Annotated in this window: 26 protein-coding genes and 1 pseudogene; 13 read left to right on the top strand and 14 right to left on the bottom strand. The window is 68.1% G+C overall.

Going from position 1 to position 25114, the window contains the following annotated elements; all coding sequences use genetic code 11:
• Positions 1–247: 247 nt before the first annotated feature.
• From AC5JJ2_RS18580 to AC5JJ2_RS18565, 4 genes are all read right to left on the bottom strand, one after another.
• Complete coding sequence (locus tag AC5JJ2_RS18580; RefSeq protein WP_495859516.1) at positions 248–598, bottom strand: ArsC family (seleno)protein; 351 nt, start codon at positions 596–598, stop codon at positions 248–250.
• 49 nt (positions 599–647) lie between these two features.
• Positions 648–3002, bottom strand: coding sequence for a serine hydrolase (locus AC5JJ2_RS18575; RefSeq protein WP_495859515.1), 2355 nt, complete (start codon positions 3000–3002; stop codon positions 648–650).
• An 87-nt stretch (positions 3003–3089) separates the two neighbouring features.
• On the bottom strand, positions 3090–4895 hold the full coding sequence (locus AC5JJ2_RS18570; protein ID WP_495859514.1) for a hypothetical protein: 1806 nt from the start codon (positions 4893–4895) through the stop codon (positions 3090–3092).
• Between the two features lie 164 nt (positions 4896–5059).
• Entirely contained in the window at positions 5060–5386 is a 327-nt protein-coding gene (locus AC5JJ2_RS18565) for an ArsR/SmtB family transcription factor (protein WP_495859513.1), read from the bottom strand.
• Positions 5387–5552: 166 nt separating this feature from the next.
• Between AC5JJ2_RS18565 and AC5JJ2_RS18560 the strand changes: the two genes are divergently transcribed.
• From AC5JJ2_RS18560 to AC5JJ2_RS18520, 9 genes are all read left to right on the top strand, one after another.
• On the top strand, positions 5553–6560 hold the full coding sequence (locus AC5JJ2_RS18560; protein ID WP_495859512.1) for a DUF1559 family PulG-like putative transporter: 1008 nt from the start codon (positions 5553–5555) through the stop codon (positions 6558–6560).
• 10 nt (positions 6561–6570) lie between these two features.
• A complete protein-coding gene (locus AC5JJ2_RS18555) occupies positions 6571–6960 on the top strand; it encodes a hypothetical protein (protein WP_495859511.1) in 390 nt (129 codons plus the stop codon).
• A 165-nt stretch (positions 6961–7125) separates the two neighbouring features.
• Positions 7126–7743 (top strand): ArsI/CadI family heavy metal resistance metalloenzyme, encoded by a 618-nt coding sequence (locus tag AC5JJ2_RS18550; protein WP_495859510.1) that lies wholly within the window; start codon positions 7126–7128, stop codon positions 7741–7743.
• A 3-nt stretch (positions 7744–7746) separates the two neighbouring features.
• Positions 7747–8688 (top strand): hypothetical protein, encoded by a 942-nt coding sequence (locus tag AC5JJ2_RS18545; protein WP_495859509.1) that lies wholly within the window; start codon positions 7747–7749, stop codon positions 8686–8688.
• A 10-nt stretch (positions 8689–8698) separates the two neighbouring features.
• Entirely contained in the window at positions 8699–9313 is a 615-nt protein-coding gene (locus AC5JJ2_RS18540; RefSeq protein WP_495859508.1) for a CDP-alcohol phosphatidyltransferase family protein, read from the top strand.
• Entirely contained in the window at positions 9310–10419 is a 1110-nt protein-coding gene (locus AC5JJ2_RS18535) for an ABC transporter substrate-binding protein (protein WP_495859507.1), read from the top strand. The genes AC5JJ2_RS18540 and AC5JJ2_RS18535 overlap by 4 nt, the downstream gene beginning before the upstream one ends.
• On the top strand, positions 10358–11386 hold the full coding sequence (locus AC5JJ2_RS18530) for an ABC transporter ATP-binding protein (protein ID WP_495859506.1): 1029 nt from the start codon (positions 10358–10360) through the stop codon (positions 11384–11386). The genes AC5JJ2_RS18535 and AC5JJ2_RS18530 overlap by 62 nt, the downstream gene beginning before the upstream one ends.
• Complete coding sequence (locus AC5JJ2_RS18525; protein ID WP_495859505.1) at positions 11383–12141, top strand: ABC transporter permease; 759 nt, start codon at positions 11383–11385, stop codon at positions 12139–12141. Before AC5JJ2_RS18530 ends, AC5JJ2_RS18525 begins: the two co-directional genes overlap by 4 nt.
• The gene (locus tag AC5JJ2_RS18520) at positions 12138–12899 is read left to right on the top strand and encodes an ABC transporter permease (protein WP_495859504.1); all 762 of its coding nucleotides are present in this window, start codon (positions 12138–12140) and stop codon (positions 12897–12899) included. Before AC5JJ2_RS18525 ends, AC5JJ2_RS18520 begins: the two co-directional genes overlap by 4 nt.
• Before the next feature lie 43 nt (positions 12900–12942).
• Here AC5JJ2_RS18520 and AC5JJ2_RS18515 read toward each other — a convergent pair whose 3' ends face one another.
• From AC5JJ2_RS18515 to AC5JJ2_RS18485, 7 genes and pseudogenes are all read right to left on the bottom strand, one after another.
• Entirely contained in the window at positions 12943–13926 is a 984-nt protein-coding gene (locus AC5JJ2_RS18515; protein WP_495859503.1) for a DUF1559 domain-containing protein, read from the bottom strand.
• 25 nt (positions 13927–13951) lie between these two features.
• A complete protein-coding gene (locus AC5JJ2_RS18510) occupies positions 13952–14362 on the bottom strand; it encodes a carboxypeptidase-like regulatory domain-containing protein (protein WP_495859502.1) in 411 nt (136 codons plus the stop codon).
• 231 nt (positions 14363–14593) lie between these two features.
• On the bottom strand, positions 14594–15646 hold the full coding sequence (locus AC5JJ2_RS18505; protein ID WP_495859501.1) for a sulfate/molybdate ABC transporter ATP-binding protein: 1053 nt from the start codon (positions 15644–15646) through the stop codon (positions 14594–14596).
• 82 nt (positions 15647–15728) lie between these two features.
• Positions 15729–16721, bottom strand: a complete 993-nt coding sequence (cysW, locus tag AC5JJ2_RS18500; protein ID WP_495859666.1) for a sulfate ABC transporter permease subunit CysW — start codon at positions 16719–16721, stop codon at positions 15729–15731.
• Positions 16698–17507, bottom strand: a pseudogene (cysT, locus tag AC5JJ2_RS18495) (sulfate ABC transporter permease subunit CysT); the annotation flags it as partial. The pseudogene cysT and the gene cysW, both read right to left, overlap by 24 nt.
• Positions 17504–17695, bottom strand: coding sequence for a hypothetical protein (locus AC5JJ2_RS18490; RefSeq protein WP_495859500.1), 192 nt, complete (start codon positions 17693–17695; stop codon positions 17504–17506). The pseudogene cysT and the gene AC5JJ2_RS18490, both read right to left, overlap by 4 nt.
• An 89-nt stretch (positions 17696–17784) precedes the next feature.
• Positions 17785–18795 (bottom strand): sulfate ABC transporter substrate-binding protein, encoded by a 1011-nt coding sequence (locus tag AC5JJ2_RS18485; RefSeq protein WP_495859499.1) that lies wholly within the window; start codon positions 18793–18795, stop codon positions 17785–17787.
• 350 nt (positions 18796–19145) lie between these two features.
• Between AC5JJ2_RS18485 and AC5JJ2_RS18480 the strand changes: the two genes are divergently transcribed.
• The 3 genes from AC5JJ2_RS18480 (at position 19146) to AC5JJ2_RS18470 (ending at position 22791) form a co-directional block, all read left to right on the top strand.
• Positions 19146–20375, top strand: coding sequence for a hypothetical protein (locus AC5JJ2_RS18480; RefSeq protein ID WP_495859498.1), 1230 nt, complete (start codon positions 19146–19148; stop codon positions 20373–20375).
• A gap of 359 nt (positions 20376–20734) precedes the next feature.
• The gene (locus AC5JJ2_RS18475) at positions 20735–21184 is read left to right on the top strand and encodes an Hsp20/alpha crystallin family protein (protein ID WP_495859497.1); all 450 of its coding nucleotides are present in this window, start codon (positions 20735–20737) and stop codon (positions 21182–21184) included.
• Between the two features lie 113 nt (positions 21185–21297).
• Positions 21298–22791 carry a Do family serine endopeptidase gene (locus AC5JJ2_RS18470; protein ID WP_495859496.1) on the top strand — a complete coding sequence of 498 codons (1494 nt, stop codon included), beginning with the start codon at positions 21298–21300 and terminating at the stop codon, positions 22789–22791.
• A 55-nt stretch (positions 22792–22846) separates the two neighbouring features.
• On the opposite strand, the gene AC5JJ2_RS18465 is transcribed toward AC5JJ2_RS18470, so the two are convergent.
• The 3 genes from AC5JJ2_RS18465 to AC5JJ2_RS18455 form a co-directional block, all read right to left on the bottom strand.
• Positions 22847–23143, bottom strand: a complete 297-nt coding sequence (locus AC5JJ2_RS18465; RefSeq protein ID WP_495859495.1) for a type II toxin-antitoxin system RelE/ParE family toxin — start codon at positions 23141–23143, stop codon at positions 22847–22849.
• Entirely contained in the window at positions 23140–23364 is a 225-nt protein-coding gene (locus tag AC5JJ2_RS18460) for an addiction module protein (protein WP_495859494.1), read from the bottom strand. Before AC5JJ2_RS18460 ends, AC5JJ2_RS18465 begins: the two co-directional genes overlap by 4 nt.
• A gap of 65 nt (positions 23365–23429) precedes the next feature.
• Positions 23430–23693, bottom strand: a complete 264-nt coding sequence (locus AC5JJ2_RS18455; protein WP_495859493.1) for a YgaP family membrane protein — start codon at positions 23691–23693, stop codon at positions 23430–23432.
• 512 nt (positions 23694–24205) lie between these two features.
• On the opposite strand from AC5JJ2_RS18455, the gene AC5JJ2_RS18450 reads away from it, so the two are divergent.
• On the top strand, positions 24206–25045 hold the full coding sequence (locus AC5JJ2_RS18450) for a hypothetical protein (RefSeq protein WP_495859492.1): 840 nt from the start codon (positions 24206–24208) through the stop codon (positions 25043–25045).
• The last annotated feature ends 69 nt before the right edge of the window (positions 25046–25114 follow it).

Raw genomic sequence — 25114 nt, 5'->3', positions numbered from 1 at the left:
TTAGACAGGGTTTTGGCCCCGGGTGGGGCCACGGACTGTAGCCACGGGTGAAACCCGTGGAATGGAATCCGAATCAACACCGCCCCGGCGGGGCGGAGGAACGTTCCTCCGCCCCGCCGGGGCGGTCGCATTTCTGCGGGCCTCCCACGGGTTGCGCTGCGCTCCACCCGTGGCTACAGCCCGCCGCCCCTCCGGGGCAAAGACGCGACCTCCACCGTAGACCCTCAGGCACTCGTGTCTAACGACATCAGCCGAACACCGCCTTGTACGCCTCGTCGTTGAACCCGACCACCATCGTCTTGCCGACCTTCGCCGTCGGGGCCCGCAGGTTCCCCGTCGGGCCGATGATGAGCGCGAGAATCTCCTCGTCACTCGGCCGGTTCTTTTTCAGGTCGAGCGTCTCGACCTTTTTCCCCTTCGCCGCGATCAGCTTGTCGATCCCGGCGAGCAGGGCCAGCGCCCCCTCCTCGTCGATCTTCTGCTTCGTCGCGTTCACCGTCGTCGTCGCCGTCACACCCTTCGGCCCAAGGAACCCCTGGGCGCTCTTGCAGGTGTCTCAAGACGTGCGCTGGTACAGCCAGTCGATCACCTTCGCCATCGGGTCGGCTCCGTGAGTGGTTGAAGCGTGGGTATTGATAGACCGCGATTCACGGCTTCGCCAACTCCTCGAACGTCTTGTTCAGGATCGGGTACGCCCGCCAGTCGGAATAATCGAAATGCCACCACTCGGCCTCGTACACGGTGAACCCCTCCGCCGCCATGGAGCGCCGCAGGAGGTCGCGGTGGAATCGCTGCCGCGACGTGCCGCCGACGTAGTCCGGGTACGCGCGGTCCGAGAACTCGTCGTACCCACTCACCACCTCGACCGGCTTGCCGGTAATTAGGTCGTACAGCCCCAGGTCCACGGCGCAGCCGCGGTTGTGCCGCGACCCCTTCGCCGGGTCGGCGACGAACCCGTGGAACTTCTCCGGCGTCGCGTCGCGGAACATCTTCGTGACGTGCCACGGCCGGTAGGCGTCGTAGACGAGCAGGCCGTACCCGGCGGCCGCGAGCTTCTTGTGAACACGGCCGACCGCCTCCGCCGCCGGCTTCTGCATGAACGCCTTCGCCGACGTGTAGAACGGCGTGCTCAGGAAGTTGTTGTCCGTCGCGTACCGGATGTCGAACTTGATTGTCTTGTCGATCGTCGCGAGATCGACGAGGTCCGGCCTGCGGAACTCGCGGTCCTCCTTCGGCGGCGTCGCCGCGAGCGCGGCCGCCCGCAACTCGGCGACCGGCTTCACGGCCTGGACGCGGAACGTCTCGCCGTTCTCGCCGTCCACCTTCCGCCGCTCGAACGCGACGCTCGCGGCCGTCACCTTCGTGGCGTGGCCGGACTTGTCGCGGGTGAACACGAGCTTCTCGCCGTGGTACATCCCCTGGTTCGGGAACGCGAATACGTCCTCCGACTCCTCGGTCAGCGGGTCGATCTCGATCCACTCGATCAAGGCGTGCAGCTTCCCGGCTCGTTCATAAACGAACAGCGTGTTGTGGTCCCACCCGTACTCGCCGATCAGCCCCTTCCATTTCGCCGGGGGTTCCGGCGGCGGAGTCGTCGCGGTCGGCTCCTTCGTGTAGACGGTCTTCGCGGCCGTCGTCAACGTGTCGCCGTCGCGGGCGATCTTTAACCCGCCGACTTGCAACACTCCGTCAGTTACCAAATCGGTCCCCGACTTGCGGAGTTCGTACCGCACCCCGCCGCGGGCGAGCGTCAGGTACAGCCGCCCGAACGACTCGTCCAGTTCCAGCCAGGTGTCCTTCGCGGCGTACCGCCCGGCGAGGCCGCGGGCCTCCTCGACCGTCAGCGGCTCGGTCCGGGGAACGTCCGGCAGCGGCTTCCCGGCCTTCGCCGCGAGCATCATACGGAACGCCGCGTTCGAGACGTGCCCGACGACCGCGTTCGCCACGTCGCGGGAGCACACCACGATCACGGCCAACTTCTCGCTCGGCAGGATCGACCACGTCGTGGCGAACCCGTAGATCGCGCCGCCGTGGCTGACTTCCTTAAGGCCGTCCAACTCGCCGACGTGGAACCCGATGCCGAACCCGTCCTTCGCGTCCGGCTTCGCGAACTGCGGGGCAAACATCTGGTCGATCGTCTCTTGCTTCAGGAGCCGCGCGTCGCCGGCCTTGCCGCCGGCGAAGAGGTACGTGGCGAACTTCGCGAGGTCGGTGACGGTCGAGTACATGCACCCGGCCGGGGCCATGCCCAGCTCGAACGTCGGGGCCGGGAACTCGCGGCCGTGGTACGTCCACATCACCGCGTCCGCGAGATCCTTCTTGACCACCGGCGTCGGCCGGAACGAACTCGCCGCCATGCCGAGTGGCTTCAGCACGGCCGCTTCCACCGCGTCCTCGAACGGCTTGCCGGACACTTTTTGCACGACCGCGCCGACGACGCCGATGGCCGCGTTGGAATACTTGATCCTCTCGCCCGGCGGGTAGACGAGCGGGATGCCGTTCAGGCTCGCGACGGTCTGCTCCAGCGTCGGCCCAGTCGGGTCGAAGTAGTTCCCGACTGGCGGCTCGCGGATGAGGCCGGACCGGTGCGCCATGAGCATCCGCAGCGTGATCGGCTTGTGCTCCGGCTTCACGACCGGCTTGAAGTCCGGCAGGTACGCCGTCACCGGCGCGTCGAGGTCGAGCTGCCCCTTCTCGACGAGCTGCATCACGGCCACGTCCGTGAACAGCTTTGACACCGACCCGACGCGGTAGACGGTCCGCTCGGTCGCCGGGACTTTCTTGTCCTTGTCCTGGAAGCCGAACCCCTTCGCCCAGACGACGCGCTGGTCGTCCACGAGCGCAACGGACAGCGCGGGCAGTTGCTTGTCCTTGACCTCGTGTTCGATCAGGGCCGTGAGCTTCTCAATGGCCGGCCGGTATGTGTCAGGAGCTTGTGCCGTCGCGAAGGAACTGGTCAGCAGATGCGCGACGATGACCGCGAGCCGGGATGTGTACGCCATGAAGCCGTCCTGTACGCGGGGTGCGGGCCATTCACCGCATTAGCGTAGCGTCTCGACGGCCGCGGATGAAGTAGAAAGGGCGAGCGGCTACGAATCCCGCTTCCAGATTTCGATCCGGCCGCGGTCCGGGACGACGATCTCGCGGGCGAACTTGAACCGCGCCTGCCCGCGGAGCCACGCCCCGGCGAGCGGCGCGACCTCGATCGGCGGCGGCGGCTCGAACAGCGGCGACGTCGGCGGAATCTCCACGACCACGACCGTGTCGCAGGCCGTGTGCTTCACCCAGTGCGCGAACACGGCCGGCGTGTTCTCGAACGCGCCGACCTCGCGGAAGTCGATCTCCACGCCGTCCGTGCGGCCGTACCGCTCGTAGAAGCTCCACTTCGCCCAAGGCCGGTAGACGACGTTGCCGAGGATCATCGTCTTTCGCGAGTCGGCCACCTCCGGCAGGTAAGCGTCCGTGATCTCGCGGATCGAGTACGCCGCGCCGTCGTGCCCGCGCTCGGTCGCCCGGCCCGGCTCGACGCACGGCGGCCCGAGGACGATGCCGGCCGCGACCAGGAGCGCCCCGCCGACGGCGTGGGCGGCCCACGGCCGGGTGAGGAGCCGCAGCACCGTCGCGACGGCGACGCCGGCCAGTACGAACAGGACCGGCGACCACGTGTGCAGGAACCGCAGCTTGTGGTTCGGGTGGTTCAGCGTGAGGGCCGTCGCGAGCACCGCGAAGACGGGCACGACGACGAAACCGGACCGGAGCGACCGGGCGAAGGTGGCGACGATCCCGAGGACGGCCAGCCCCGCGATCGCGACGGCGACTTGCGGCCCCGTGCAATACTCCGTCGCGAACCCGCGCCAGTAGAACTCGGCCGTGTCCGCGAGCGACGTGTGGTACACGCCCTCCGTGTTCGCGAAGCTCAAGTACCACAGGAAGTACCGCAGCCGCAGCGGCAGTGCCAGCCACACGAGCGCCGGAACGATGTGCCACCGTGCGACCGCGACGCCGACATCGCCGAGATGTTCCCGCGTCCACGCTAGGCCGGCCCGCCGCCACCAGAGTGCGATCTTCAAGAGTGCGAGACCGTAGGCGACGTTCACGACGACGCGGGTGGACTTCATGCCGACGGTTCGCCCGCCGACTTCGAGCGACCAGCCGCCGGTCCACGCGGTCCAGCCGGCCGCCGCCATCAACGACACGATGACGACGTTCCCCGGCGAGAGGAGTTGCCGCCTCAAGAATTCTCGGCTCGCGGCTTCCCGTACGACCGCCGACGCGACCGCGAACACGGCCGAGAATCGAGTGAGGCCGAGGGTTGTGCAAATCGCGAGAAGCGTCAGCAGCCAGTAGTTGTACTTCAGGAAGAAGAGGCACGTCAGGCCGAGCGCGAGGCCGACGCCGGCGCGACGGGTCGGCCGGTCGAGACAGGCCGCCGTGGCGTACAGCGTCAGCAACGTCAGCGCGAGGCCGAGGCTTTCGAGCATCGCGTCCGTGGCGTAGGCGCGGACCGCCGGGGACGCGGCCACGAGCAGCGCGGCGAGCAGCCCGCCGTAGGCCCCCGCCGCCCCCGGCACGGCCCGGCGGACGAGGGCGAACCCGAGCACCACGCTCAACACGAACCCGGCCATACTCGGCACGACGGCGAGCGTCGTGCTCGGGCCGAGAACGGTGAGGACGACCGCGAGCAGGACGGCATGGAACGGCCCCCAGACCATGCTGCCGCCGTCGAACACCCCGAGAAACGCTCCGACGCGGCCGTCGCGCAGCTCCGTCGCCATCGCCGCCGCGTAGACGTAGTGGGCGTTGCGGTCGTGCGACACGCTGCCCCACCGGGACGGCTCGGCCGCGGCGTACAAGTGGTAGAGGTTCACGGCGACGCCGGCCGCGACCGCAGCCACGCCGAGCGTCAGCAGGACGGACGCCGAAGGAACGGATAGGCGAGGGAAGTTCAAAACCGAACGAGGGACCGAAATCGACGGCATGGCCGAACCCGACGCGGAACGAGGGACAAGCGCCGGGGTATGGCCGAAGTGGCGAAACTTGGCAACCCGAATCGCCGCCCTCACCCGTCCGGCGGGAGTACGATCTGGCAGCAGCCGAGGTCCAGCGCCTCCTTCGCGACACCGGCCTCGACGATCTCGTTCAGCACGCCGTCGCACAGCGAATAGACGACGAACCGGCCGCGCTTGTCCCCCTCGATGAGGCGGGCCGACTTGAGAACCGTCAGGTGGTGGGACACGTTCAGGGGCGGAATCTTCAGCGCCTCGACGATTTGCGTCACGTTCCGCTCGCCCTCGGTCAGGAGGCGGACGATCTTCAACCGCTCGGGGGCGGCCAGCGCGCCGAGCAACTCGGCACACCGGGACGGCTGCAACGGGTCTTTCGGCATCGACGGTCCTCGCCACCACGGCCGGGGTTCGGTCCCCTCAATTTAGCGTTCTCGGATTTTTTTGTTAGGCGGACCCGCCGGGCCGGAATAACATCTTGACTCTAGGGCAGATGTCATCCTGCGACGTGGGGCCTCTCACCACGACGACCACACGTTGAGGTCAGCCATGTCCGCGCGTCTCCGGAAGGGCTTCACGCTAATCGAGTTGCTCGTCGTGATCGCGATCATCGCGATCCTGATCGGGTTACTCCTCCCCGCCGTTCAAAAGGTCCGCGAGGCCGCCGCCCGCGCCCAGTCGCAGAACAACCTGAAGCAGCTCGGCCTCGGGGCGGCGAACTACGAGTCGGTGTACCAGCACTTCCCGAACAGCGGCGGGTACGACTACGCGAACGGCGCGAGCAACACGGCCCCCTACGTCACCTCGACGGACGGCGCGACCGTGCCGTCGCCGGACGCCTACACCGTCATCCCCGGCTACGGGAACTTCCGGCCGCGGTGGGGCGACGCCCTGAAGCAAGGGAAGTTCCAGCTCGGGTCCACGTTCTTCTCCCTGCTGCCCTACGTCGAGCAAGAGGCCCTGTTCCGGGACGGGATCGCCGCGTACCGGACGCCGGTGAAGGCGTTCCACATGCCGCTCCGCCGGCCGCCGACCGCCCTCCAGGTCCCGGCGACCGACCCGGTGTACCCCGGCTGGAGTTACAACGACGGCGGGGCCGGGCCGAGCGCCCGAACCGACTACGCGGCCAACGAGATGGTGTTCTGGACGACCTACGCCGGGTGGGGCAAGGTCTCGACCATCGCGAGCATTACGGACGGCACGTCGAACACCATCTTCATCGGCGAGAAGGCGATGGCCCAGCGGGCCGTGGCCGCCGGGTCGTGGCACTGGGACGAACCTTACGTCATGGGCGGCAACGGCGGCGTCGGCCGGTGCGGGGACGAACTCTACTCCGACACGCAGCTGAACGCCTTCCCGGAGCGGGCGTCGAGCGCGTCCTGGTCCGAGGGCGGCGACAACTGCGGCGGCGGGAACTGGGGGTCGCCGAGTTCCGCCGGCGGGCCGCAGTTCGCGTTCGGCGACGGCAGCGTCCGGACCGTCCGGTACGGCACGCCGTCCGCGATGGTCCGCCGGATGCTCCGGCAGTCCGACGGCCAGGTCGTCACCAACGAGTAAGGGGGCCGCGGTGCGAACCGGATTCTTCTTCCTGACGGCGGCGGTCCTCCTCGCGACCGGGCCGGGGTGCGGCGGCGAGTGGCCGCCTCTCGCGACCGCGACCGGCAAGGTGACGTTCAAGAACGAGCCGCTGACGGCCGGGAGCGTCACGTTCCACCCGGACGCCGGCAACGAGTACCTGAAGGACAAGCCGTCGAGCCTGCTCCAGGCGGACGGGTCGTTCGCGATGCAAACATTCCCGTTCGGCCCAGGCGTGCCACCGGGGAAGTACAAGGTAACGCTGACACCGGAGTTAGCGAAGCGGATCAAGCGGCCGACCTACGCCGACCCGGCGAAGACGCCGTGGGCCGTGGACGTGCCCGACGGCGGGCTGACGGACCAGGTGTTCGAGGTGAAGTGACGGCGCGGCGGAGCCGTCGCCTGGTCTCGTAGGGCGGGTCAAGGCTTTGCGCCGACCCGCCGTCGCGACCTGAAACTTCGTCGTTTCTCGAAAGTGGTTGCGGCCCCCCCCGGCGGGTCGGCGAAAAGCCTTGACCCGCCCTACAAATCGAATCCGAGGTCTACGATGGCGAACGTCCCCAATCGCACCCCGGCCGCGGCCACGGCCGTGGTGAAGTTCCACGCGAGCCTGAACGTCTCGGACCTCGCGCGGTCGGTCGAGTTCTACGCCGCGCTGCTCGGGGCCGAACCGGTGAAGGTCTACCCCGACTACGCGAAGTTCGAGATCGACGTGCCGCCGCTGGTGCTGTCGCTGAAGCCGAAGCGGGCGTGCGCCGGCGGGCCGCTCAACCACCTCGGCCTGCGGCTCACCACACTCGACGAGTTGCACGCCGTCCACGAGCGAATGAAGGCGGTCGGCGCGCGGATCGGCGAGCAGGACGACGTGAAGTGCTGCTACGCCCGGCAGACGAAGCTCTGGATCACCGACCCGGACGAGACCCTCTGGGAGGTGTACGTCCTGCACGAGGACGTGCCGGACTGGGGCGAGAAGCACAAGAAGGTCAAGCTGCTCGCCGCGCCGCTAAAGGCGTTCGGCGTCCGCGGCGTCATCCGGCGGTGGTGGAACAATGCGTTCGGCCCCCGCGCGACGGGCGGCGCGAGTTACGGCGTGATGGGGCCGATTCCCGGTTCCGAACCCGCGTCGCCGATCCCGGCCGACGCCAGCCCCGTTACCAAGTCCTGACCGATGCCCCCGCCGTCCGCCGCCCTCGGGTACTGGCTCGGCCTGCCGCTGCGGTGGGCCTACCAGGCCGCGCACAACGGCCACGGCATCACCCGCGTGCTGGACATCACGAAGGTCCGCCCGCTGCCGGCCGGGTTGGTCGGCCTCGATCACCCGTGGGTGACGGGGCTGAACCCGGCGACCGGCAAGCCGGTCTGGCACGAGAACGTCATCTACCGCTCGCCGCGAAGCCGCGACGATTTCGCCGACGACGAGGTCGTCGTCGCGGCGACCGGGAAGTTCCTCGCGGAGCGGGTGCGACAGTCGGCCGTGACGCCGGAGCTGCCGGTCGGCCCGAAGCGGCGGATGCCGCACGGTATCAACTACATCCACGGCGCGTCGCACTACAACAGCGGCATCATCGTCCTCAACGACTTCGCCGACGGCTACCGTCACATCTGCGACCCGACCTTCCGCCGCGAGCTGTACCGGTTCGTTCGCGCCGAGCGCCGGGAGGTGCTGTTCCTGTTCCGGGACCGCGAATACACGCCGCGGGATTACGCCTACTTCTCGTGCTGTATGCGGGCCGTGTTCCCGTGGTTCTGCAACCCGAACGGGCCGCGGGAGAAGGTGCTGTGGGGGAACGCCGCCCCGTTCCCGGCGGCGAACCTCATCACCGGCCGATGGATCGCCGACGTGTACGCCCTAAAACGACCGGGCGGCGCGGAGGCGGTGGTCCGCCCGCCGGTCGCGCCGCATACCTACTTTCAAAGCGGCCCCTACGACCGCGGCCGGGAAACTGCCGCGTGGCCGGAGAAGCTGTTGGCGTGGGCGACGTATTTCCGCGTGCGGGTGCGGGGGTCGCGGGGCGGCATGTTCTTCGTGGACCGCCGCCGGGTGTACGCCGACCAGATCGCGGGCCGCCGCGCCCGCGGGTTCGCCGACCGGCCGCAGGCCCGCCTCTGACGGAGGTCGCGTGTTCGACGGCCGCGCCCGCCCGCTGATCGACCCGCCGCTGAACTGGCTCGCCGCCCGGCTCGCGCGGCACGGCCTCGGCGCGAACGCCGTCACCGTCGGCGGGTTCCTCGTCGGCGTCGCCGGGTGCGTGGCCGTCGGGTTCCAACAGTACACGCTCGCCCTCGTGCTGATCCTGCTCAACCGAATCGCCGACGGCCTCGACGGGGCGATCGCGCGGCGGCTCGGCGCGACCGACGCCGGCGGCTACCTGGACATCGTGCTGGACACGATCTTCTACTCCGGCGTGCCGTTCGCGTTCGCGGTCAGCCGGCCCGAGTTCGCGCTGCCGGCCGCGTTCCTGATCTACAGCTTCGTCGGGACGGGTGGGTCGTTCCTGGCGTTCGCGGTGATCGCGGCGAAGCGCGGAATCACGACCGAAAGCCGCGGGAAGAAGAGCTTCTACTACGCCGCCGGGCTGATGGAGGGCACGGAGACGGTCATCTTCTTCGTGCTGTTCTGCCTGCTGCCGGACCAGTTCTCGGTGCTGGCGTGGGTGTTCGGCGGGCTGTGCTGGGTGACGACGGCGGCGCGGATCGTCGCGGGCGTCGTCGCATTCGGCGAAAGGAAAGCATGAATCGCCGCACGTTCCTTCGCTCGGCCTCCGCGGCCGCCCTCGGCACATCGGTCGGGTGCGGGCAACCTTCCAGACCCAAATCCGGCCCGTTCACCGGCCGTGAACTCCGCGTCTTCGTCTACTCCGGCGGGCATGAGAAGACTATACGGGAAGTGTTCGTCCCGGCGTTCGAGGCCGCGACCGGGGCGACCGTCTCGCTGTTCCCCGGCTGGTGGGACGGCATGACGAAGTTGAAGACCGCCCCGGCCGACGACCCGCCGTTCGACCTGATGATTACCGACGCGACGCAGGGCTACCCGGCCGCGAAGGAGGGGCTGTTCGCGACCATCGACTTCGCGAACGTGCCGAGCCACAAGGCGCTCGCGGCCCCGGCCCTGGAGCCGTGGGTGTATCGGGAGGGGTTCGGGCTGCCGTACCCGGACTCGGTCATGACGCTCGCGTTCAACAAGCAGCTCGTCCCGGACGCACCGACGCGGTGGCGCGACCTGCTGCGGCCGGCGCTCGCAGGAAAAATCGGGCTGTACAACCACTTCTACATGAGCCTGTTCACGTTCGCGGCCGTCCTCGCGGACGCGAACAACAAGGCGGGCACGGCCCACGACCTGATCCGCAATAACATGGACGAGGTGTTCCGGTTCGCCCGCGAGCACCGGCAACGGGTGAAGCTGTGGTGGCCGACCTCGACGGACATGATCCTCGCGCTGAACGACAAGGCCGTCGCCGCGGGCAACATGCACAGCCCGGAGTACCTGCAAGCCCTCCGCGAGAAGCCGGCCCTCGCCGCGGCCGTGCCGGAGAAGGACCGGGCGATGGTGCAGGTGTTCTGGGCCATCCCCGCCGGCACGAAGCAAAAGGAACTGGCCGAGAAGGCGCTCGACGTGCTGTTCGGCGACGACGTGCAACTCGGGTTCGCCCGCCGCGGCATGGCGACGGCCCGGCCGGACACGGCGGCGAAAATGGCGGCCGAGGACCCGCTCTGGAAGGCGCTCTACCCGCACACGGACGAGCAGTTCAAGACCCTGAAGTACTACCCCTACGACGTGTATGCCAGCCAATGGGACCAACTCGCCGACCGCTGGGACCGCACCGTCCTCCGCGGCGGGTGACGCCGTTCGGCTGGCGGCGGTCGCGTTCGGCTTCGGCCCCGCGCCGGTCGTCCGCGACGTGTCGCTCTCCGTCCCGGCCGGCTCGTTCCTCACCATCCTCGGCCCGTCCGGGTGCGGGAAGACGACGCTCCTCAAGCTGATCGGCGGCTACCTGCTCCCGACCACCGGCCGCGTGTTCCTCCGCGGCCGCGACGTGACGGCCGCGCCGCCGGAGGCGCGGAACGTCGGCACGGTGTTTCAGAACTACGCCCTGTTCCCGCACCTGACGGCCCGCAAGAACGTCGCGTTCGGCCTCGAAGTCCGCCGGCAATCGAAAGTGGGCGAACGGGTCGAGGCGCTGCTCGACCGCGTGCGATTGGATCGTGACGAGTGGGACCGGCTGCCGTCGCAGCTCTCCGGCGGTCAGCAGCAGCGGGTCGCGGTCGCGCGGGCGCTGGCGTTCGGCCCGGACGTGTTACTCTTGGATGAACCGCTGGCGAACCTCGACCGCCACCTGCGGGAGTACCTGCGGGCCGAGCTGCGGCGGGTCCACGCGGAATCGGGCACGACGACGCTCATGGTCACGCACGACCAGGACGAGGCGCTGGCCGCGTCCGACCTCGTCGGCGTGATGCACGCCGGGCGGCTGCTCCAGGTCGGGCCGCCGCGGGAGGTGTACGACCGGCCGCGGACTCCGTTCGTCGCCCGGTTCCTCGGCGACGCGAACGTCCTCGACGGCGGAATCCTGGGAAGGCCCGTCGGCTCGAAGGTGCTGGTTCGTCCGGAAAACGTGACGCTTGGCGGCCCGCGAGCCGGCCGGGTGACGGCGGTTACGTTCTACGGCCGCGACCTGTCCGCCGACGTGCGGGCCGACGGCTTCACGTTGAAGATTCGGCTGGGAAGTCAGGAGAAAGTGTCGGTCGGCGATGCGGTGACGTTCGACATCCCGCCCGCCGCGTGCTGGCCGATCCCGGACGACGAACCGTGAGCCGCGGCACGCCGTACCTGTTGACCGCCCCGGCCGCCGCGCTGCTTGGCGGGTTCGTGATCGTGCCGCTCGTGCTGCTGCTACGGGTCAGTCTGTACGAGCCGGCCGGCGGACGCGGATTTTATTCACCCGGCACGGTCACGTTCGACAACTTCGCGGCCCTGTTCGACGCCAACGGGCTCGCGCTGATTCGCTTCACGATCCTGTTCGCGGTCACGGTCGCCGCCGTGACGCTGCTCATCGGCTACCCGCTCGCGCTGTTCGTGCGGTCGCTGACACCGCGGTGTCAGTCAATCGCCCTCGCCCTCGTGCTGCTGCCGAAGACGGCCGGGCTGCTCGCCACGCTGTTCGGGTTGCAACGCCTTCTACCACGTGGCCCGGTCGCGGCCGCCGTCGCGGAGGTGTACTTGATCCTGCCCTACGTCGTACTCGTGCTGGTCGTGCAGTTGCGGTCCATCGACCCGACGCTGACGGCCGCCGCCCGCGGCCTCGGCGCGGGGCCGTGGCAGGCGTTCCGCCGCGTCACGCTGCCGCTGTCGCGGCCGGGCATCGTCCTCGCGTTCGAGCTGGGCCTCGCGTGGGGGCTGGGGGCGTTCCTCGGCCCGCTGTTCCTCGGCGGGCCGGACGAGATGACGCTGTCGGTCGAGGTCCACCGCCAGGCGTTCGAGTACGGCCGGTGGCCCCGCGCGGCGGCGGAGGCGGTCGGGTTGCTCGTACTGACGCTCGCCGTGCTGCTCGTCAGGAGGCGGCGATGAGTGCGCGACTCGTCGGCTGGGCCGTCCTCGTCGGCCTGCTCGCGCCGGTGTTGCACACGGCGTGGGTGTCGTTCTCGCCGGACTCCTTCCTGACGCCGCCGGCCGACGACTGGTCGCTGCGGTGGTATCGGGCCTTCGCCGAGGACCGCCGCTGGACGGCCGCCGTCGCGCGAAGCCTCATGGTGGCGACGTGCGCCGGCGTGCTGAGCGTCCTCGCCGCCGCGCCCGCGGCCTACGCGATTCGGCACGAGCGGTTCGTCGGTCGAAAGCTGCTCGCGGCCGGCGTCCTTTTGCCGGCGTGCCTGCCGCCCGCCGCGCTCGGCATGGGCGTGCTGCCGTTGATGCACGCCATCGGGTTGTGGGGCAGCCTCGTCGGGATCGTGCTTGTCCACGCGACGCTGGGCCTGCCGGTCGCGTTCCTGATCGTGCGGTCTCATTTGACGGAACAGATTCACCAGCTCGAATCGGCCGCGCGGGGCCTCGGCGCGAGTCCGTCGCAAACACTCCGCCGCGTCACGCTGCCGCTACTCCGGCCCGCGCTCGTCGCGGCGGGCGTGGCCGTGTTCGTGCTGTCGCTGAACGAGTCGCTCGTCACGCTGTTCCTGGCGACGCCTTCGACCGAAACCGTCCCGGCGGTGACGTGGCCGCAGTTGCGGTACTCGCCGACGCCGCTCGTCGCCGTCGCGTCCGGCGTCACGGCCGTCGTCGGGGCGGTCGGCATCTGGATCGTCTTCCGCGTCGCGCGGCCGATGAAATGACGAACGGCGGGCGTCTTCGCCGTTCGCGGATGAACCTTCATCATCAGTCGATGTTCGCGATCACCTCGCCGCCGTTGCGGGTGACGAACGCCGCCAGCGCCCGGATGTCCACGGTCGAGCGGAGGAACCGGACCGACCCGTCGGCGAACAGGGCGTTCACCCCGCCGGTGTGGAACCCGTACACCTGGCCGCTGCCGTCCACGTTGTAGAACGGGTGCGGGTACGTGCCGATCTGCTCGCCGTTCGTGACGTTGATGGCGTTCGGGCCGGGGAACGTCGTGCCGTCCGCCGACGCCCCGCGGAGGACGTTCAGCTCCGTCGCCGGGCGGCACCAGCCGCCGCCGTTCACCCGGTTGTTCCCGCTCGCCTGCGTGACCAGCTTGCCGAGCCGGTAGACGTTCGGCCGGCCGGCGCTCTCGGTCAGGTGCAGCGTGTTGCTCAGGCCGTCGGTGAAGCTCGCGAAGTTCAGCTTCACGGTCTTCGACAGCGCCCCGTTGTCCGCCTTCCCAGTGCCGGGTTGGATCAGGCCGAGCGTTTCGAGTTCCGGCGAGACGCCGTAGAACCCGGAGTAGTCGCCGTTCGCGACGATGTTCGTCCACGCCGGGGTCGTGTCCGGCGCGCCGTCCACCAGTTGCCCGTTCGGGGCGGACGGGCACTCGACGACCTTCAGCCGCGTGCTAAAGCCGGGGTTCAGGTTCGCCGGTTGGTGCCAGTTCACGTTGAGGCTCACGTTCCGGAACACGTTCTCCTGCTCGATGTACGGCAGCAGGTACGTCAGCCAGCGAACCCGCACGGTGCTGGTCGCGTCCGGCCGGATGTTGCTCGGCAGCCCGTTGTTCGGGTCGTGGTAGTTGTGGAACCCGAGGCCGAGTTGCTTCAGGTTGTTCTGGCAGGTGCTGCGGGCCGCGGCCTCGCGGACTTTCTGGACGGCCGGCAGGAGAAGGCCGATGAGGATCGCGATGATCGCGATCACGACCAGCAACTCGATCAACGTGAAGGCGCGGCGGGTGGTACGAACGCGGTTCATGGAACTCTCCGGGTTTGGGTTTCGTTTAGCGCTTGATGGTGAACGGTTGCAGGTCGGTGGGTCCGGTCGTCACGGTCGCGGCGAACCCGGACGTTTCCGGCTTCGCGAACTTCGGCGGCAGTTGGCTGGTCGGCCCCTCGTCCGGCCGGCGGGTGACCCACAGTTCGACGGTCACCTTGTAGTCGCCGGCCGGCGCGCCGTCGTTGCCGGCGTAGGTGGTGAGCTGGAAGTTGCCGGCCGCGTCCGTCTTGCCGTGCGGCTTCTCGCCGCCGCCGGCCGGGTGGAACACGACGGAGGCGTTCGCGACCGGCTTGTTGCCGTCAAGAACCTTGCCGCTGACCGGGAACGTCGCCTTGCGGCCGTCACCCTTCGAGCAGGACGCGACGGACACGGCGAGGACGACGACGGCGATACGGAGCAGAACTCGGCGGGTCATTTTATCACCAATATGGTCAATTTAGTGATGTAAATTCTCTATAAAGATTATCGTCTAAGTCTCCTATAGGCAACAGTTTTCCCGTCGATTTTCTGATGATTTCTTAAATTGATTGATTGCAGTGACTTGCGTTATTTCAACCTGGACGGGTCAAGGCTTTGCGCCGACCCGCCGGGGCACATGTGGCGACGGCGGGTCGGCGCAAAGCCTTGACCCGCCCTACGAGAACGATCAGATGCTGTAGTCCGGGTCGAAGACGCGGACCTTGCGAGGTGCGACGAAGACGGAATCGCCCTTCTTCAACTTCAGCTCCGCCGACCGCACCGGCGGCAGGTCCACGTTCAGCTCCATCCCGCCGTCGCGGACGGCGACCAGCACCCGCGTCACGGCCCCGGCCGGGACGACGTGCTTGACCGTCGCCGGCAGACTCCGCGTGCCGTTGGCGTGCGTCGCGAGGTCCAACTCGTGCGGGCGGACGAACACCTTCGCCGGGCCGTTGGCCCGATACTCCGGCACGTCGAACTCCAGCCCGCCGACGATCGCCTTGCCGTCGTGGACGCGGCCGTGGAACACGTTCACCTGGCCGAGGAAGTCCATGACGAATGGGTTGGCCGGGTGGTCGAACACCTCCTGCGGCGTGCCGGCCTGCTCGATCCGCCCGGCGTTCATCACGACGACGCGGTCGGCCACCTCGAAGGCCTCCTCCTGGTCGTGCGTGACGAAGATCGTCGTGACCGGAACCTCGTCGTGCAGCCGCCGGAGCCACTGGCGGAGTTCGGCCCGGACGCGGGCGTCGAGCGCGCCGAACGGCTCGTCCAGCAGCAGCACCTGCGGCCGCGCGGCCAGGGCGCGGGCGAGCGCAATCCGCTGCCGCTGGCCACCGGAGAGTTGTGCGGGGAACCGGTCGCCGTGGTTCTCCAGCCGCACGAGGTGGAGGAGTTCGTTCACGCGGGCGGCTACCTCCGCGTCCTTCCACTTGCGAACGCGGAGCGCGAACGCGACGTTCTCGAACACGGTCATGTGCTTGAACAGCGCGTAGTGCTGGAACACGAACCCGAAGTTGCGGTCCTTCGCCGAGCGGCGGGTCACGTCCGCCTCAGACTGCAACACGCTGCCGGAATCGGGCTGCTCCAGCCCGGCGATGACGCGGAGGAGCGTCGTCTTCCCGGACCCGGACGGGCCGAGTAGCGCGAGCAGTTCGCCTTCGGGAACGTCGAGCGAGACGTTGTCGAGGGCGGCGAACTTCCCGAACCGCTTCGTGGCGTTCTGGACGCGGATGCTCATGCGAGGGACTCCGAAAGGCGAACGGCACGGCGTAAGCGTGCCGGTGTGCGGCGGCGTGCGCCCGAGCGGTTCACCGGCACGCTTACGCCGTGCCGTTCGCCGTAGCCGCTGTTTCGGCCCGCAACTTCCGCTCGACGGCGACCTTGATGACGAGCGTGACGAGGGCGAGCATCGTCAGCACGGACGCCAGCGCGAACGCCGCCGGCTGGTTGTACTCCTGGAACAGCTTCTCGACCCGCAGCGGCATCGTGTCCGTCTGCCCGCCGATCCGGCCGCTCACGACGTAGATCGCGCCGAACTCGCCCATAGCACGGGCGTTGCACAGGATGACGCCGTACACGAGGCCCCACTTGATGTTCGGCAGCGTCACCCGCCAGAACATCTGCCACCCGTTCGCCCCGAGGCTGCGGGCCGCGGTTTCCTCCTCCGGGCCGTTCGCTTCGAGAACGGGAATGAGTTCGCGGGCGACGAACGGGAACGTCACGAACGCCGTCGCGAGGACGAGGCCCGGCGGGGCGAAGATGACCTGGTAGCCGTGTTGTTTCAGCCAGTCGCCGAGCGGCGTCTGCTGGCCGAACAGCAGTACGAACACGAGGCCGGCGACGACCGGCGAGACACTGAACGGCAGGTCGATGAGCGTCGTCAGGATCGTGCGGCCGGGGAACCGGAACCGTGCGATCGTGTACGCCGCGGCGACGCCGAACACGGTGTTCAGCGCGACCGCGACCGGCGCGACCATGAGCGTGAGAAAGACCGCGTGCCGGGTATCCGGGTCGTTGACGAGGTAGCTCCAGTACGCGGCGAGGCCCTTGCTGAAGGCTTGCGCGAACACGTTCACGAGCGGCACGACGATTAGCACGCCGACGACGAGGAGCGTGAACGCGATCCAGAGCTTCGGAATCAACTTCGTCAGCGGCGCGAGGACGCGGCCGAGCTTCTCCAGCGGCTTCTGCGCGACTTCCGCCGCGAACGGGACCGTCAAGAGTAGGCCGAGCAGCGAGAAGAACCGGGACGTGCCGCGCGAGAGGTACTTCGGAGCGGACCCCGGCTGGCTCCACCGCTCGATGAGGTTCACGACGACGAGCAGCACGAACGACACCGCGAGCAGCATCACGGCGATGGCGGCCGCTTCCTTGTACGCGAACTCTTCCAACCGCGACACGATCAGAACCGGGGCGATCTCCGTCTTGAACGGCATGTTGCTGCTGATGAAAATGACCGACCCGTACTCGCCGATGGACCGCGCGAACGCGAGCGTGAACCCGGTCAGCGCCGGCGGGATGAGGATCGGGAAGATGACGCGGCGGAACGTCTGCCACCGGCTCGCGCCGAGGATGGCGGACGCCTCCTCCGTCTCGGCGTCCAGGTCTTCGAGCACCGGTTGGACCGTCCGCACGACGAACGGGAACCCGGTGAACACGAGGACGAGGATGATCCCGGTCCGCGTGTACGCCGCCTCGAACCCGACCGGCATGAGGAACTGGCCGAGCCACCCGTCCTTCACGTAGAGGCTCGCGTACACGAGGCCGGCCACGGCCGTCGGCAGCGCGAACGGCACGTCCACCAGCGCATCGACGAACCGCTTGCCGGGGAACTCGTACCGCACGAGCGTCCACGCGACGGCGAGGCCGAGGGCGACGTTGATGAGCGCCGACACCAGCGACACGGTGAACGTGAGCCGGTACGCGGCCTGCGCCCGCGGCGTCCAGACGGCCGCCCAGAACTCGGCGAGGCTGAGGTCCGCGGCCTTCACCAGGCACGCGGCGAGCGGGATCAGCACGAGCAGGCTGAGGTACAGCATCGTGTACCCCAGCCCCAGCCCGAACCCCGGTAGCACCCGACGGGACGACGCGGAACTCATGCCGCGTCCCCGGCCCGCGCCTCGGCGTCGAACACCTTCCGCAACTCCCGCCACAGCGCGAGTTCGAGGTCGGTGAACGGCACGGCGGCCGTGTGCCGGAGGGCCACGTTGTACGCCGCCTGCGTCAGCTTCGCGATCAGCTGCTCGCGCGGCGTGTCGGTGGTCTGCCACTCTTCTTGGTTCGTCATGGCAACTCCAAGGCGAACGGCACGGCGTCAGCGTGCCGGTTACGCCGCAGCGACCCACACCGGCACGCTGACGCCGTGCCGTTCGCCGTTCATGGCTTCGCGTAAATTTGGTCGAACACGCCGCCCTCGGCGAAGAACCGCTTCTGGATCGCGTCCCAACTCGGGCCGAGTTCGCGGGCCGGGAACAGCTTTAGGTCCGGGAACCGGGCCGCGTTCCGCTTCCGCACGGCCTCGTTCGTCGGCCGGTAGTAGTGGTGCGCGATGATCTCCTGGGCCGGCTCCGTGTAAAGGAACTTCAGGTACGCCACGGCCGACGCCCGCGTGCCCTTCCGGTCCACGACGGCGTCCACCATCGCGACGTGCGGCTCGGCCAGCACGCCCACCGGCGGGTAGACGATCTCCAACTCGCCGTTCGCTTCCTGTACTTCGAGGTACGCCTCGTTCTCCCACGTCAGGTGAACGTCGCCGATCTTCTTCTGAGCGAACGTCATCGTCGCGGCGCGGGCCGACGTGTCGAGGACCGGAACGTGCCGGTACACCTTCGTCACGAAATCCAACGCCTGAGTCTCGGACCCGCCGAGGGTCGTGACGGCCCCCCACATGCCGAGGAAGCTCCACTTCCCGTTGCCGGAGGTCTTCGGGTTCGGCGTGATGACGCTCACGTTGTCGCGGGCTAGGTCCGACCAGTCGCGGATTTGCTTCGGGTTCCCCTTCCGAACCACGAACACGATCGTCGAGACGAACGGTAGCGACCGGTTCGGCAGCCGGTCCTCCCAGCCCGCGTCGATCAGCCCGGCCTTGCGGACGGCGTCCGTGTCGGTCCAGAGGGCGAGCGTGACCACGTCCGCCGGCAGCCCGTCGATGACGGCCCGCGCCTGGCTGCCGGACCCGCCGTGCGACTGGCGGATGAACAGCTTCACGCCGTTCTTCTGCTCGTAGTCGGCGATGAACGCGGTGTTGATGTCGCGCCACAGCTCCCGCGTCGGGTCGCAGGCGACGTTCAGCATCTGCTCGTTGCGGGCGAACCCGGCCGTGACGACCCAGACGAACGCCCCGACGACGTACAGGATGGTTGCTACTACGGCCAATTTCCGAACCATCGGGGACGCCTCGTGAATCTTTACAATGATTATCGTCTAGAAGATAATTGTCAACAGCGCGATTTCCGAGAATGTCAACTCGACCGGTGACGGCAGGAGAAGGTGTAGCGATTCCGGGAAGAGCGAGGAGTTGAGCGGCCGACCGAATGCTTTGCGGCGGGGGAGCGGAGGGCCGACTTCCGAAGTCCGGCTTCGACTTCGGAAGTCCATCTCGCGCCAAAGCGTTCCACACCCCCGGAGGATACTCGTCCCGTTCGACTTCCGAAGTCGAAACCGGACTTCGGAAGTCAGGGTTGACCGGCGGCGGAAATTCCTTCACCCTGTCGCACCGGAGACACCGAGGTTTCCTCATGCGCAAGTCCGTCAGCCTACTCGTCGCCGCCGGCCTCGCCGTCGGGGTCGTTGCCCAATCGCCGCCGCCGGGGCTGCTGCCGCCAAGCATCACCGGCAAGCCGGCCCCGGAGGCGGTCACGCCCGCCGCGGCCACCGTGCCGAAGCAACCGGCCATCGCCCGGTTCCAGAACTTGCAGAACGTCCCGCCCGAGACGGCTTCGACGGTCCTCGCGATGCGGTCGTCGGCCGAGTGGCTGGCGAAGCGGCAACTCGCGCACGGCCGGTTCCTCTTCGGCGTCAACCCGGCGCTGCGGACGCCGATCGACGGCGACACCGACTTCCGCCAGGCGGTCGCGGCGTGGGCCGTGTGCCAGGCCGCGAACTTCACCGGTGACGAGAAGCTGACCGCGTGCGGCGCGCAGGCCGTACTGACGCTGCTGACGCAAACGAAGGACGGCGTGCCGATGCCCGCGAACGGCAACCCGGTCGGGTTCGGGGCGACGCTGGCGCTCGCGATCTTCGCGCTGCCGACGGCGGACGCGAAGCTACTCGGCGAGGCGGAAAAGCTGTGCGACCAGCTGCGGAAGCAGATCCAAACCGATGGCTCCATCGCGTGCAGCGACCCGGCGGACGCGGACTGCTTGAACGTCTACCCCGGCCTCGCGCTGCAGGCGTTGGCCGCGAGCCGGCGGCCGAAGCCGGAGGTGGCGAAGGCGCTGGCGTTCTACCGGGCGAAGTTCAAGGCGGCCCCGCACGCCACGTTCGCGGGGACGATGATCCCGGCGGCCGTCGAGTATTGTTTGGAATCGAAGGACGGCGCGGCCGCGGCGGCCGCGTTCGAGATGGCCGACTGGCTGTCCGCCGTGCAGTACGGCAAGGGGGACGTGAAGCACGTCCTGTGGGCCGGCGCGTTCCGCACGGACGTTTCGCCGACGGCCGAACCCGGCTTCGAGTCGGCGCACGCGGCTCGGGGCCTAGCCGCGGCGTGCCAGCTCATCCGCCAGGGCGTGCCGGACGTGGCCCGCTACCAGAAATACCGCCCGGCTACGGTCGAGGCGCTGGCGTTCCTCCGCGGGCTACAATACTCGGTGGACAACACCGGCCACTTCGCGACCGACTTCCGGTCGCAGTACCTGCTCGGCGGCGTGCGCGCCGGGCTGACCGACGGCAACATCCGGGCGGACGCGACGGCGCTGGCGGAGCTGGCGATGCAGCGATTCCTGGAGAGCGGCGCGGAGGGGCAGTAGGCTTGTAGGGCGGGTCAAGGCTTTGCGCCGACCCGCCGTCGCGCCAACCAGCGCGTCGTTTCTCCCGCGTGGTTGCGGTCTCCCGGCGGGTCGGCGCAAAGCCTTGACCCGCCCTACAAGAAGCGAACTGACACCCCGCTGTCAAACTGACACCCTCCTCCGACCACTACATTTCTGGCCGTTTGCACCAAATTTCCATCGCGCTTCCACTTGCGTCAACGCCCACGGATTGGCACGCCGGTTGTATTCGCACCCGTCAGAAGCGGCCGCCGGACTAACCCACGGGCTGTCGGCGGTTCGCTTCAAAACCAACCCAAAATTACACCCTTGCCCGTGGAAAACCTGTTGGAGGTCGAGGCATGTTTACGTCCTATCGCAACGGCTCCATGGTCCCGGCGGAAGAGCGGAACTCGAACCGGCTGTCGTCCCTGCTGGACCACTTCTTCCATAACGACTTCTTCACCCCGGCCGGCACGCCCGCCCCGACGACGGTGCTCCCGCTGTCCGTCTGGGAGGACGAGCAGAAGGTGTACGTCGAACTCGACGCCCCCGGCGTGTCCGAGAAGGACTTCGACATCACCCTGCACGACGGCGTGCTGACCATCCGCACGGAGCGGAAGAGCACGGCCGAAGGGCGGTTCGACACCCGGACCTATGGCCGGTTCGAGCAGCGGATCACGCTGCCGAACACGGTGGACGAGAACGCCGTGGCGGCCAACCTCGCGAACGGCGTGCTGAGCCTGACGATCGCGAAGGTCCCGGAAGCGAAGCCGCGGAAGATCGAAGTGAGCGTGCAAGCCAACGGCTAATCCCCGTTCATACCTTTGGGCGGTCGGTCCTCGACGGGCCGGCCGCTTTTTTTTGGGCCGGCGGCCGCCGTAGAATTCCAAGTCCCATCCGGAGGAAGATTGGAGGTTCAATCATGAAGTTTCTCTCCCGCATCCCGCTCGCCGTCGTTTGTCTCAGTGCCGGCGGGCTGATTGGCATGTTGTTCAGCGACCGGCTGCACGGCCAGAACGTCCCGGCCCCGCTGCCGGCCGTCATGCCGAAGGAAACCGGGTCGTACCGCGAGGTCGTGAAGCGCGTCCTGCCCGCGGTCGTGAGCATCGAGGCGAAGGTCACCAAGAAGCCTGTCCAGGCCAACCGCCCGCGGCAGCAGCTGCCGCCGAACGTGCCGGAGGAGTTCCGGCGGTTCTTCGAGGGGCAGGACGGCGGCGAGCAACGGTTCGACCCGAACCTCGGCTTCGGCTCCGGATTCGTCATCGACCCGAGCGGCGTCATCCTGACGAACTTCCACGTCGTTGACGGGGCCGACACACTGGAAGTGTCCTTCCAGGACGGCCGCAAGTTCACGACCACCGACGTTCGCCGGGACGCGAAGACCGACCTCGCGGTGCTGAAGATCAAGGCCGACCAGCCGCTGCCCTCGCTGGAGTTCGGGGACAGCGACGCGATGGAGGTCGGCGACCGCGTGCTGGCCGTCGGCGCGCCGTTCGGCCTCGCCGGGACGGTGACGCAGGGGATCGTCAGCGCCAAGAGCCGGCAGAACCTCCGGCTGAACCAGTACGAGGACTTCCTGCAAACGGACGCGGCGATGAACCCCGGCAACAGCGGCGGGCCGCTCGTCAACCTCGAAGGAAAGGTCGTCGGCATCAACAGCGCCATCAAGACTCGCGGCGGCGGCTCGAACGGCGTCGGCCTCGCGGTCAGCAGCAACCTCGCGAAGGACGTGAGCCGGCAGCTACTCGACGGCGGGAGCGTGAAGCGCGGCTACCTCGGCGTCGGCGTGCGGGCCGTGGACGCGGACCTCGCCGCGCGGCTCGGCGTCCCGGCGGACGGCAACGCCGTCGTCGTCACGAAGGTGTACGACAACACGCCGGCGGCGAAGGCCGGGCTGAAGGCCGGGGACGCGATCCTGTCCGTCGGCGGCGTCGCGCTCAAGGACGTGGCCGCCCTGCCCCGCGTCGTGGCGAAGCTGCCGCTCGGCAAGCCGACGGAAGTTATCTACGTCCGCGACGGCAAGACGTTCGCCCAGCAGGTGACCATCGACGAGCAGCCGGAGGACTACGGCAGCGCCGAAAAGATGACCCGCAGCAGTTCCGCCCGCGTGCCTACGGACGCCGGCGTGGACGTGGGCGGGCTGACCGTCACCGACCTGACGCCGCAGTTGACCGGGCAACTCGGCTTCCCCCGCGACGCGAAAGGGGCGCTAATCATGGGCGTCGAGCGCGGGTCGGCCGCGGCCGACGTGGGTCTCGTCCGCGGCCTCTTGATCGTGAAGGTGGACAAGACGCCGATCAGTGGCGTGAAGGACTTCCAGGACGCGATGGCCGCAGCGTCGAAGGAGAAGGGGGCGCTCTTGATGGTGACGCGGCCGAACGGCGAGTCAGACTTCGTCGTGCTGAAGGTGAAGTAACGGATAGGGCTTGAGCGTCGCGGACCGAGAACGATGTTCCCGGCCCGCGGCGGTTTCAAACGCGTGACTGCCACACGTCCGGCGACCGGCCGCCGTAGAGAACGGCAATCACCTCAACGGCCGTGCCGTCCGTTCGGTAGTAGACCACATATCCGAACCGCCGGACACCGACGGCCCGGACGCCGTCACCGACTTCGCCCGCTACGAGCGGCCAGTCACCGATACGGTCGAGCGTCGCCAACACTTCGTCCACGAACTCGTTTCCGAGGCCGGCCCGCTTACCGTTGAAGTAACGTTCCCCATGCCGAATGTCGTCTCGGGCCAGCGGCGTCACCCGAACCGGCACGCTCATGGCCGACCGCCCTTCAGTACGCGCCGGAGGTCTTCCAACGGGATCGCGGCACTCGGGTCGGCGTCGGCCGCGGTAATTCGGCGTCGCAACTCGTCCCGATGCCACGCGGGAATCGGCGGCGGCCCGGCGTCGAGAAGGCTGTCCCACAATCGGCCGAGGAGAGTCAACCGTTCGTCCACGGTGAGTTCATCGACGGGCAGGTTAACGGCCGCGTGTGCCATGTCGTTCCTCCGAATGCGACACGTAGTAGTCTACTCGGAACTCGATTGAAACAAAAGCACTCGACCTACCCTCGCGTGTTCACGCCCATCGCCTGGTAGCCGTAGCAGTGTCCGGTGTAACCCCGGAACACGAGCATCCCGCCGAGGGCCGCGAGCGCCATCCCGGCCAAGTTCCCCTGGGCCAGCCCGAAGCCCGCCAGGGCCGCCCCGCCGAGTTCGGAGACGATCCGCTCGTTCCTGCCCACGTTGATGGCAGGCCCTTTCCGAATCGGGTTATCCAAGTTGCGGACGCCCTGGTGCGTCATCGGATATTGTTGCGTAACGGCCATTTCCGCCCCTCCTGTTTTCGCCCGGCGAACCGTTGCCGGGATCGGTAAGAACGGGAGCAACTCGAATACCCAAAAAAGAAACACCCCAGGCTCATCGCCTGGGGTGTTCCCATTATCAATGACGGCTGTCGCAGACAGTCGCCCGTCTGCGGCTGTCAGACAGCCGCCACCTCAAAACCTTGGTAACACGAACTACTCAAGGGATCACCTCCTTTACGTTAAGCCTCGCCGGACGGTCCCCGGTACCACGGGTTCCGTGCGGCCTTTCGTCCGTCGCGTCACGGTTCACGCGACCCACACCAGAATCATACCCGACGGCCGGCGTCGATCCAAATAATTCTGCCCCCGCAATCCCGTGCCAACGCCCGCCCGACCGGCAGGACGCGCACGATTGATTCCGGAAGTTCCCCCGCCCCACCCCGGCGGCTCTAGTCGGTTACGTCAACGGCCGACAGAATATCCCGTTAGAACGGGTGGAACCCCGTGCCGCCACTCCTCGAAGGAATCCCGTCATGCTCGGATCGGTCCTCCTCGTCACCGCCCTGACCCTGTCCCCCGGCCAGTCGGACGGCACGCTGAAACTGTCCAACGTCCGCAGCACTTACGGGCTGCACGGCGGCACGCGGCCGGAGGGCAAGCTCCTACCCGGCGACGTGCTGTTCGTCGGGTTCGACATCGAGAACATCGTCGTCAGCCCGACCGGGTACGTGAAGTACGAGATGGCGATGGAAGTCCTCGACAAGAACAACAAACCAATCTTCAAGCAGGACCCGGCCGAGAAGACCGACTTCGTGCCGCTCGGCGGGTCGAAGCTGCCGGCCCGCGCGTTCATCACCATCGGCCTCGACCAGGAGCCGGGGGCGTACACGCTCAAGCTGACCGTCACCGATCTCGCGAAGACCTCCGGCAACGCGAAACAATCCTTCTCCAAGGCGTTCGAAGTGGCGAAGAAGGAATTCGGCATCGTCGCCGTCTACCCGAGCGTCGATGAACGCGGCGAGATCCACGCCCCGACGGCCGGCACGGTCGGGCAGTCGTACTTCCTCCAGTGCAGCGTCGTCAGCTTCGAGCGGTCGAAGCCGGACCCGAAGACGCCGAAGGCGGTGGCGCAGCCGGACCTGACGTTCGAGATGACGATCCTCGACGCGACCGGCCGGCCGACGCTGGCGAAGCCGACGACGTTCAAGCTGACGGCCGAGGTGATGGAGAAGGACCAGATGTTCACGATGCGGTTCGTGCTGCCGATGACGCGGGCCGGGAAGTACGTCGTCCGGCTGAAGGCGGTGGACGGCATCGCGAAAAAGGAATCGGCGTTCGACCTGCCGATGTCCGTGATCGAATCGCCGAACTGATCGCTGCCATACATAGCCGCCGGCTTGCCGGCGGGGTTTTGGGCGTCGCAAAACCCCGCCGGCAAGCCG

Source organism: Limnoglobus sp. (assembly GCF_059499385.1).
Note: the sequence above shows the minus strand (reverse complement) of the source record. Positions and strands in the feature narration are given on the sequence as shown.

Bases quoted from the DNA above. Each gene is read 5' to 3' on its own strand.
- AC5JJ2_RS18455 (WP_495859493.1), bottom strand. From the start codon at position 23,693: ATGGCCGTTACGCAACAATATCCGATGACGCACCAGGGCGTCCGCAAC.
- AC5JJ2_RS18560 (WP_495859512.1), top strand. From the start codon at position 5,553: ATGTCCGCGCGTCTCCGGAAGGGCTTCACGCTAATCGAGTTGCTCGTC.
- AC5JJ2_RS18485 (WP_495859499.1), bottom strand. From the start codon at position 18,795: ATGGTTCGGAAATTGGCCGTAGTAGCAACCATCCTGTACGTCGTCGGG.
- AC5JJ2_RS18465 (WP_495859495.1), bottom strand. From the start codon at position 23,143: ATGAGCGTGCCGGTTCGGGTGACGCCGCTGGCCCGAGACGACATTCGG.
- AC5JJ2_RS18480 (WP_495859498.1), top strand. From the start codon at position 19,146: ATGCGCAAGTCCGTCAGCCTACTCGTCGCCGCCGGCCTCGCCGTCGGG.
- AC5JJ2_RS18535 (WP_495859507.1), top strand. From the start codon at position 9,310: ATGAATCGCCGCACGTTCCTTCGCTCGGCCTCCGCGGCCGCCCTCGGC.
- AC5JJ2_RS18520 (WP_495859504.1), top strand. From the start codon at position 12,138: ATGAGTGCGCGACTCGTCGGCTGGGCCGTCCTCGTCGGCCTGCTCGCG.
- AC5JJ2_RS18565 (WP_495859513.1), bottom strand. From the start codon at position 5,386: ATGCCGAAAGACCCGTTGCAGCCGTCCCGGTGTGCCGAGTTGCTCGGC.
- AC5JJ2_RS18505 (WP_495859501.1), bottom strand. From the start codon at position 15,646: ATGAGCATCCGCGTCCAGAACGCCACGAAGCGGTTCGGGAAGTTCGCC.
- AC5JJ2_RS18510 (WP_495859502.1), bottom strand. From the start codon at position 14,362: ATGACCCGCCGAGTTCTGCTCCGTATCGCCGTCGTCGTCCTCGCCGTG.
- AC5JJ2_RS18515 (WP_495859503.1), bottom strand. From the start codon at position 13,926: ATGAACCGCGTTCGTACCACCCGCCGCGCCTTCACGTTGATCGAGTTG.
- AC5JJ2_RS18475 (WP_495859497.1), top strand. From the start codon at position 20,735: ATGTTTACGTCCTATCGCAACGGCTCCATGGTCCCGGCGGAAGAGCGG.
- AC5JJ2_RS18545 (WP_495859509.1), top strand. From the start codon at position 7,747: ATGCCCCCGCCGTCCGCCGCCCTCGGGTACTGGCTCGGCCTGCCGCTG.
- AC5JJ2_RS18490 (WP_495859500.1), bottom strand. From the start codon at position 17,695: ATGACGAACCAAGAAGAGTGGCAGACCACCGACACGCCGCGCGAGCAG.
- AC5JJ2_RS18470 (WP_495859496.1), top strand. From the start codon at position 21,298: ATGAAGTTTCTCTCCCGCATCCCGCTCGCCGTCGTTTGTCTCAGTGCC.
- AC5JJ2_RS18530 (WP_495859506.1), top strand. From the start codon at position 10,358: ATGCCAGCCAATGGGACCAACTCGCCGACCGCTGGGACCGCACCGTCC.
- AC5JJ2_RS18550 (WP_495859510.1), top strand. From the start codon at position 7,126: ATGGCGAACGTCCCCAATCGCACCCCGGCCGCGGCCACGGCCGTGGTG.
- AC5JJ2_RS18450 (WP_495859492.1), top strand. From the start codon at position 24,206: ATGCTCGGATCGGTCCTCCTCGTCACCGCCCTGACCCTGTCCCCCGGC.
- AC5JJ2_RS18460 (WP_495859494.1), bottom strand. From the start codon at position 23,364: ATGGCACACGCGGCCGTTAACCTGCCCGTCGATGAACTCACCGTGGAC.
- AC5JJ2_RS18575 (WP_495859515.1), bottom strand. From the start codon at position 3,002: ATGGCGTACACATCCCGGCTCGCGGTCATCGTCGCGCATCTGCTGACC.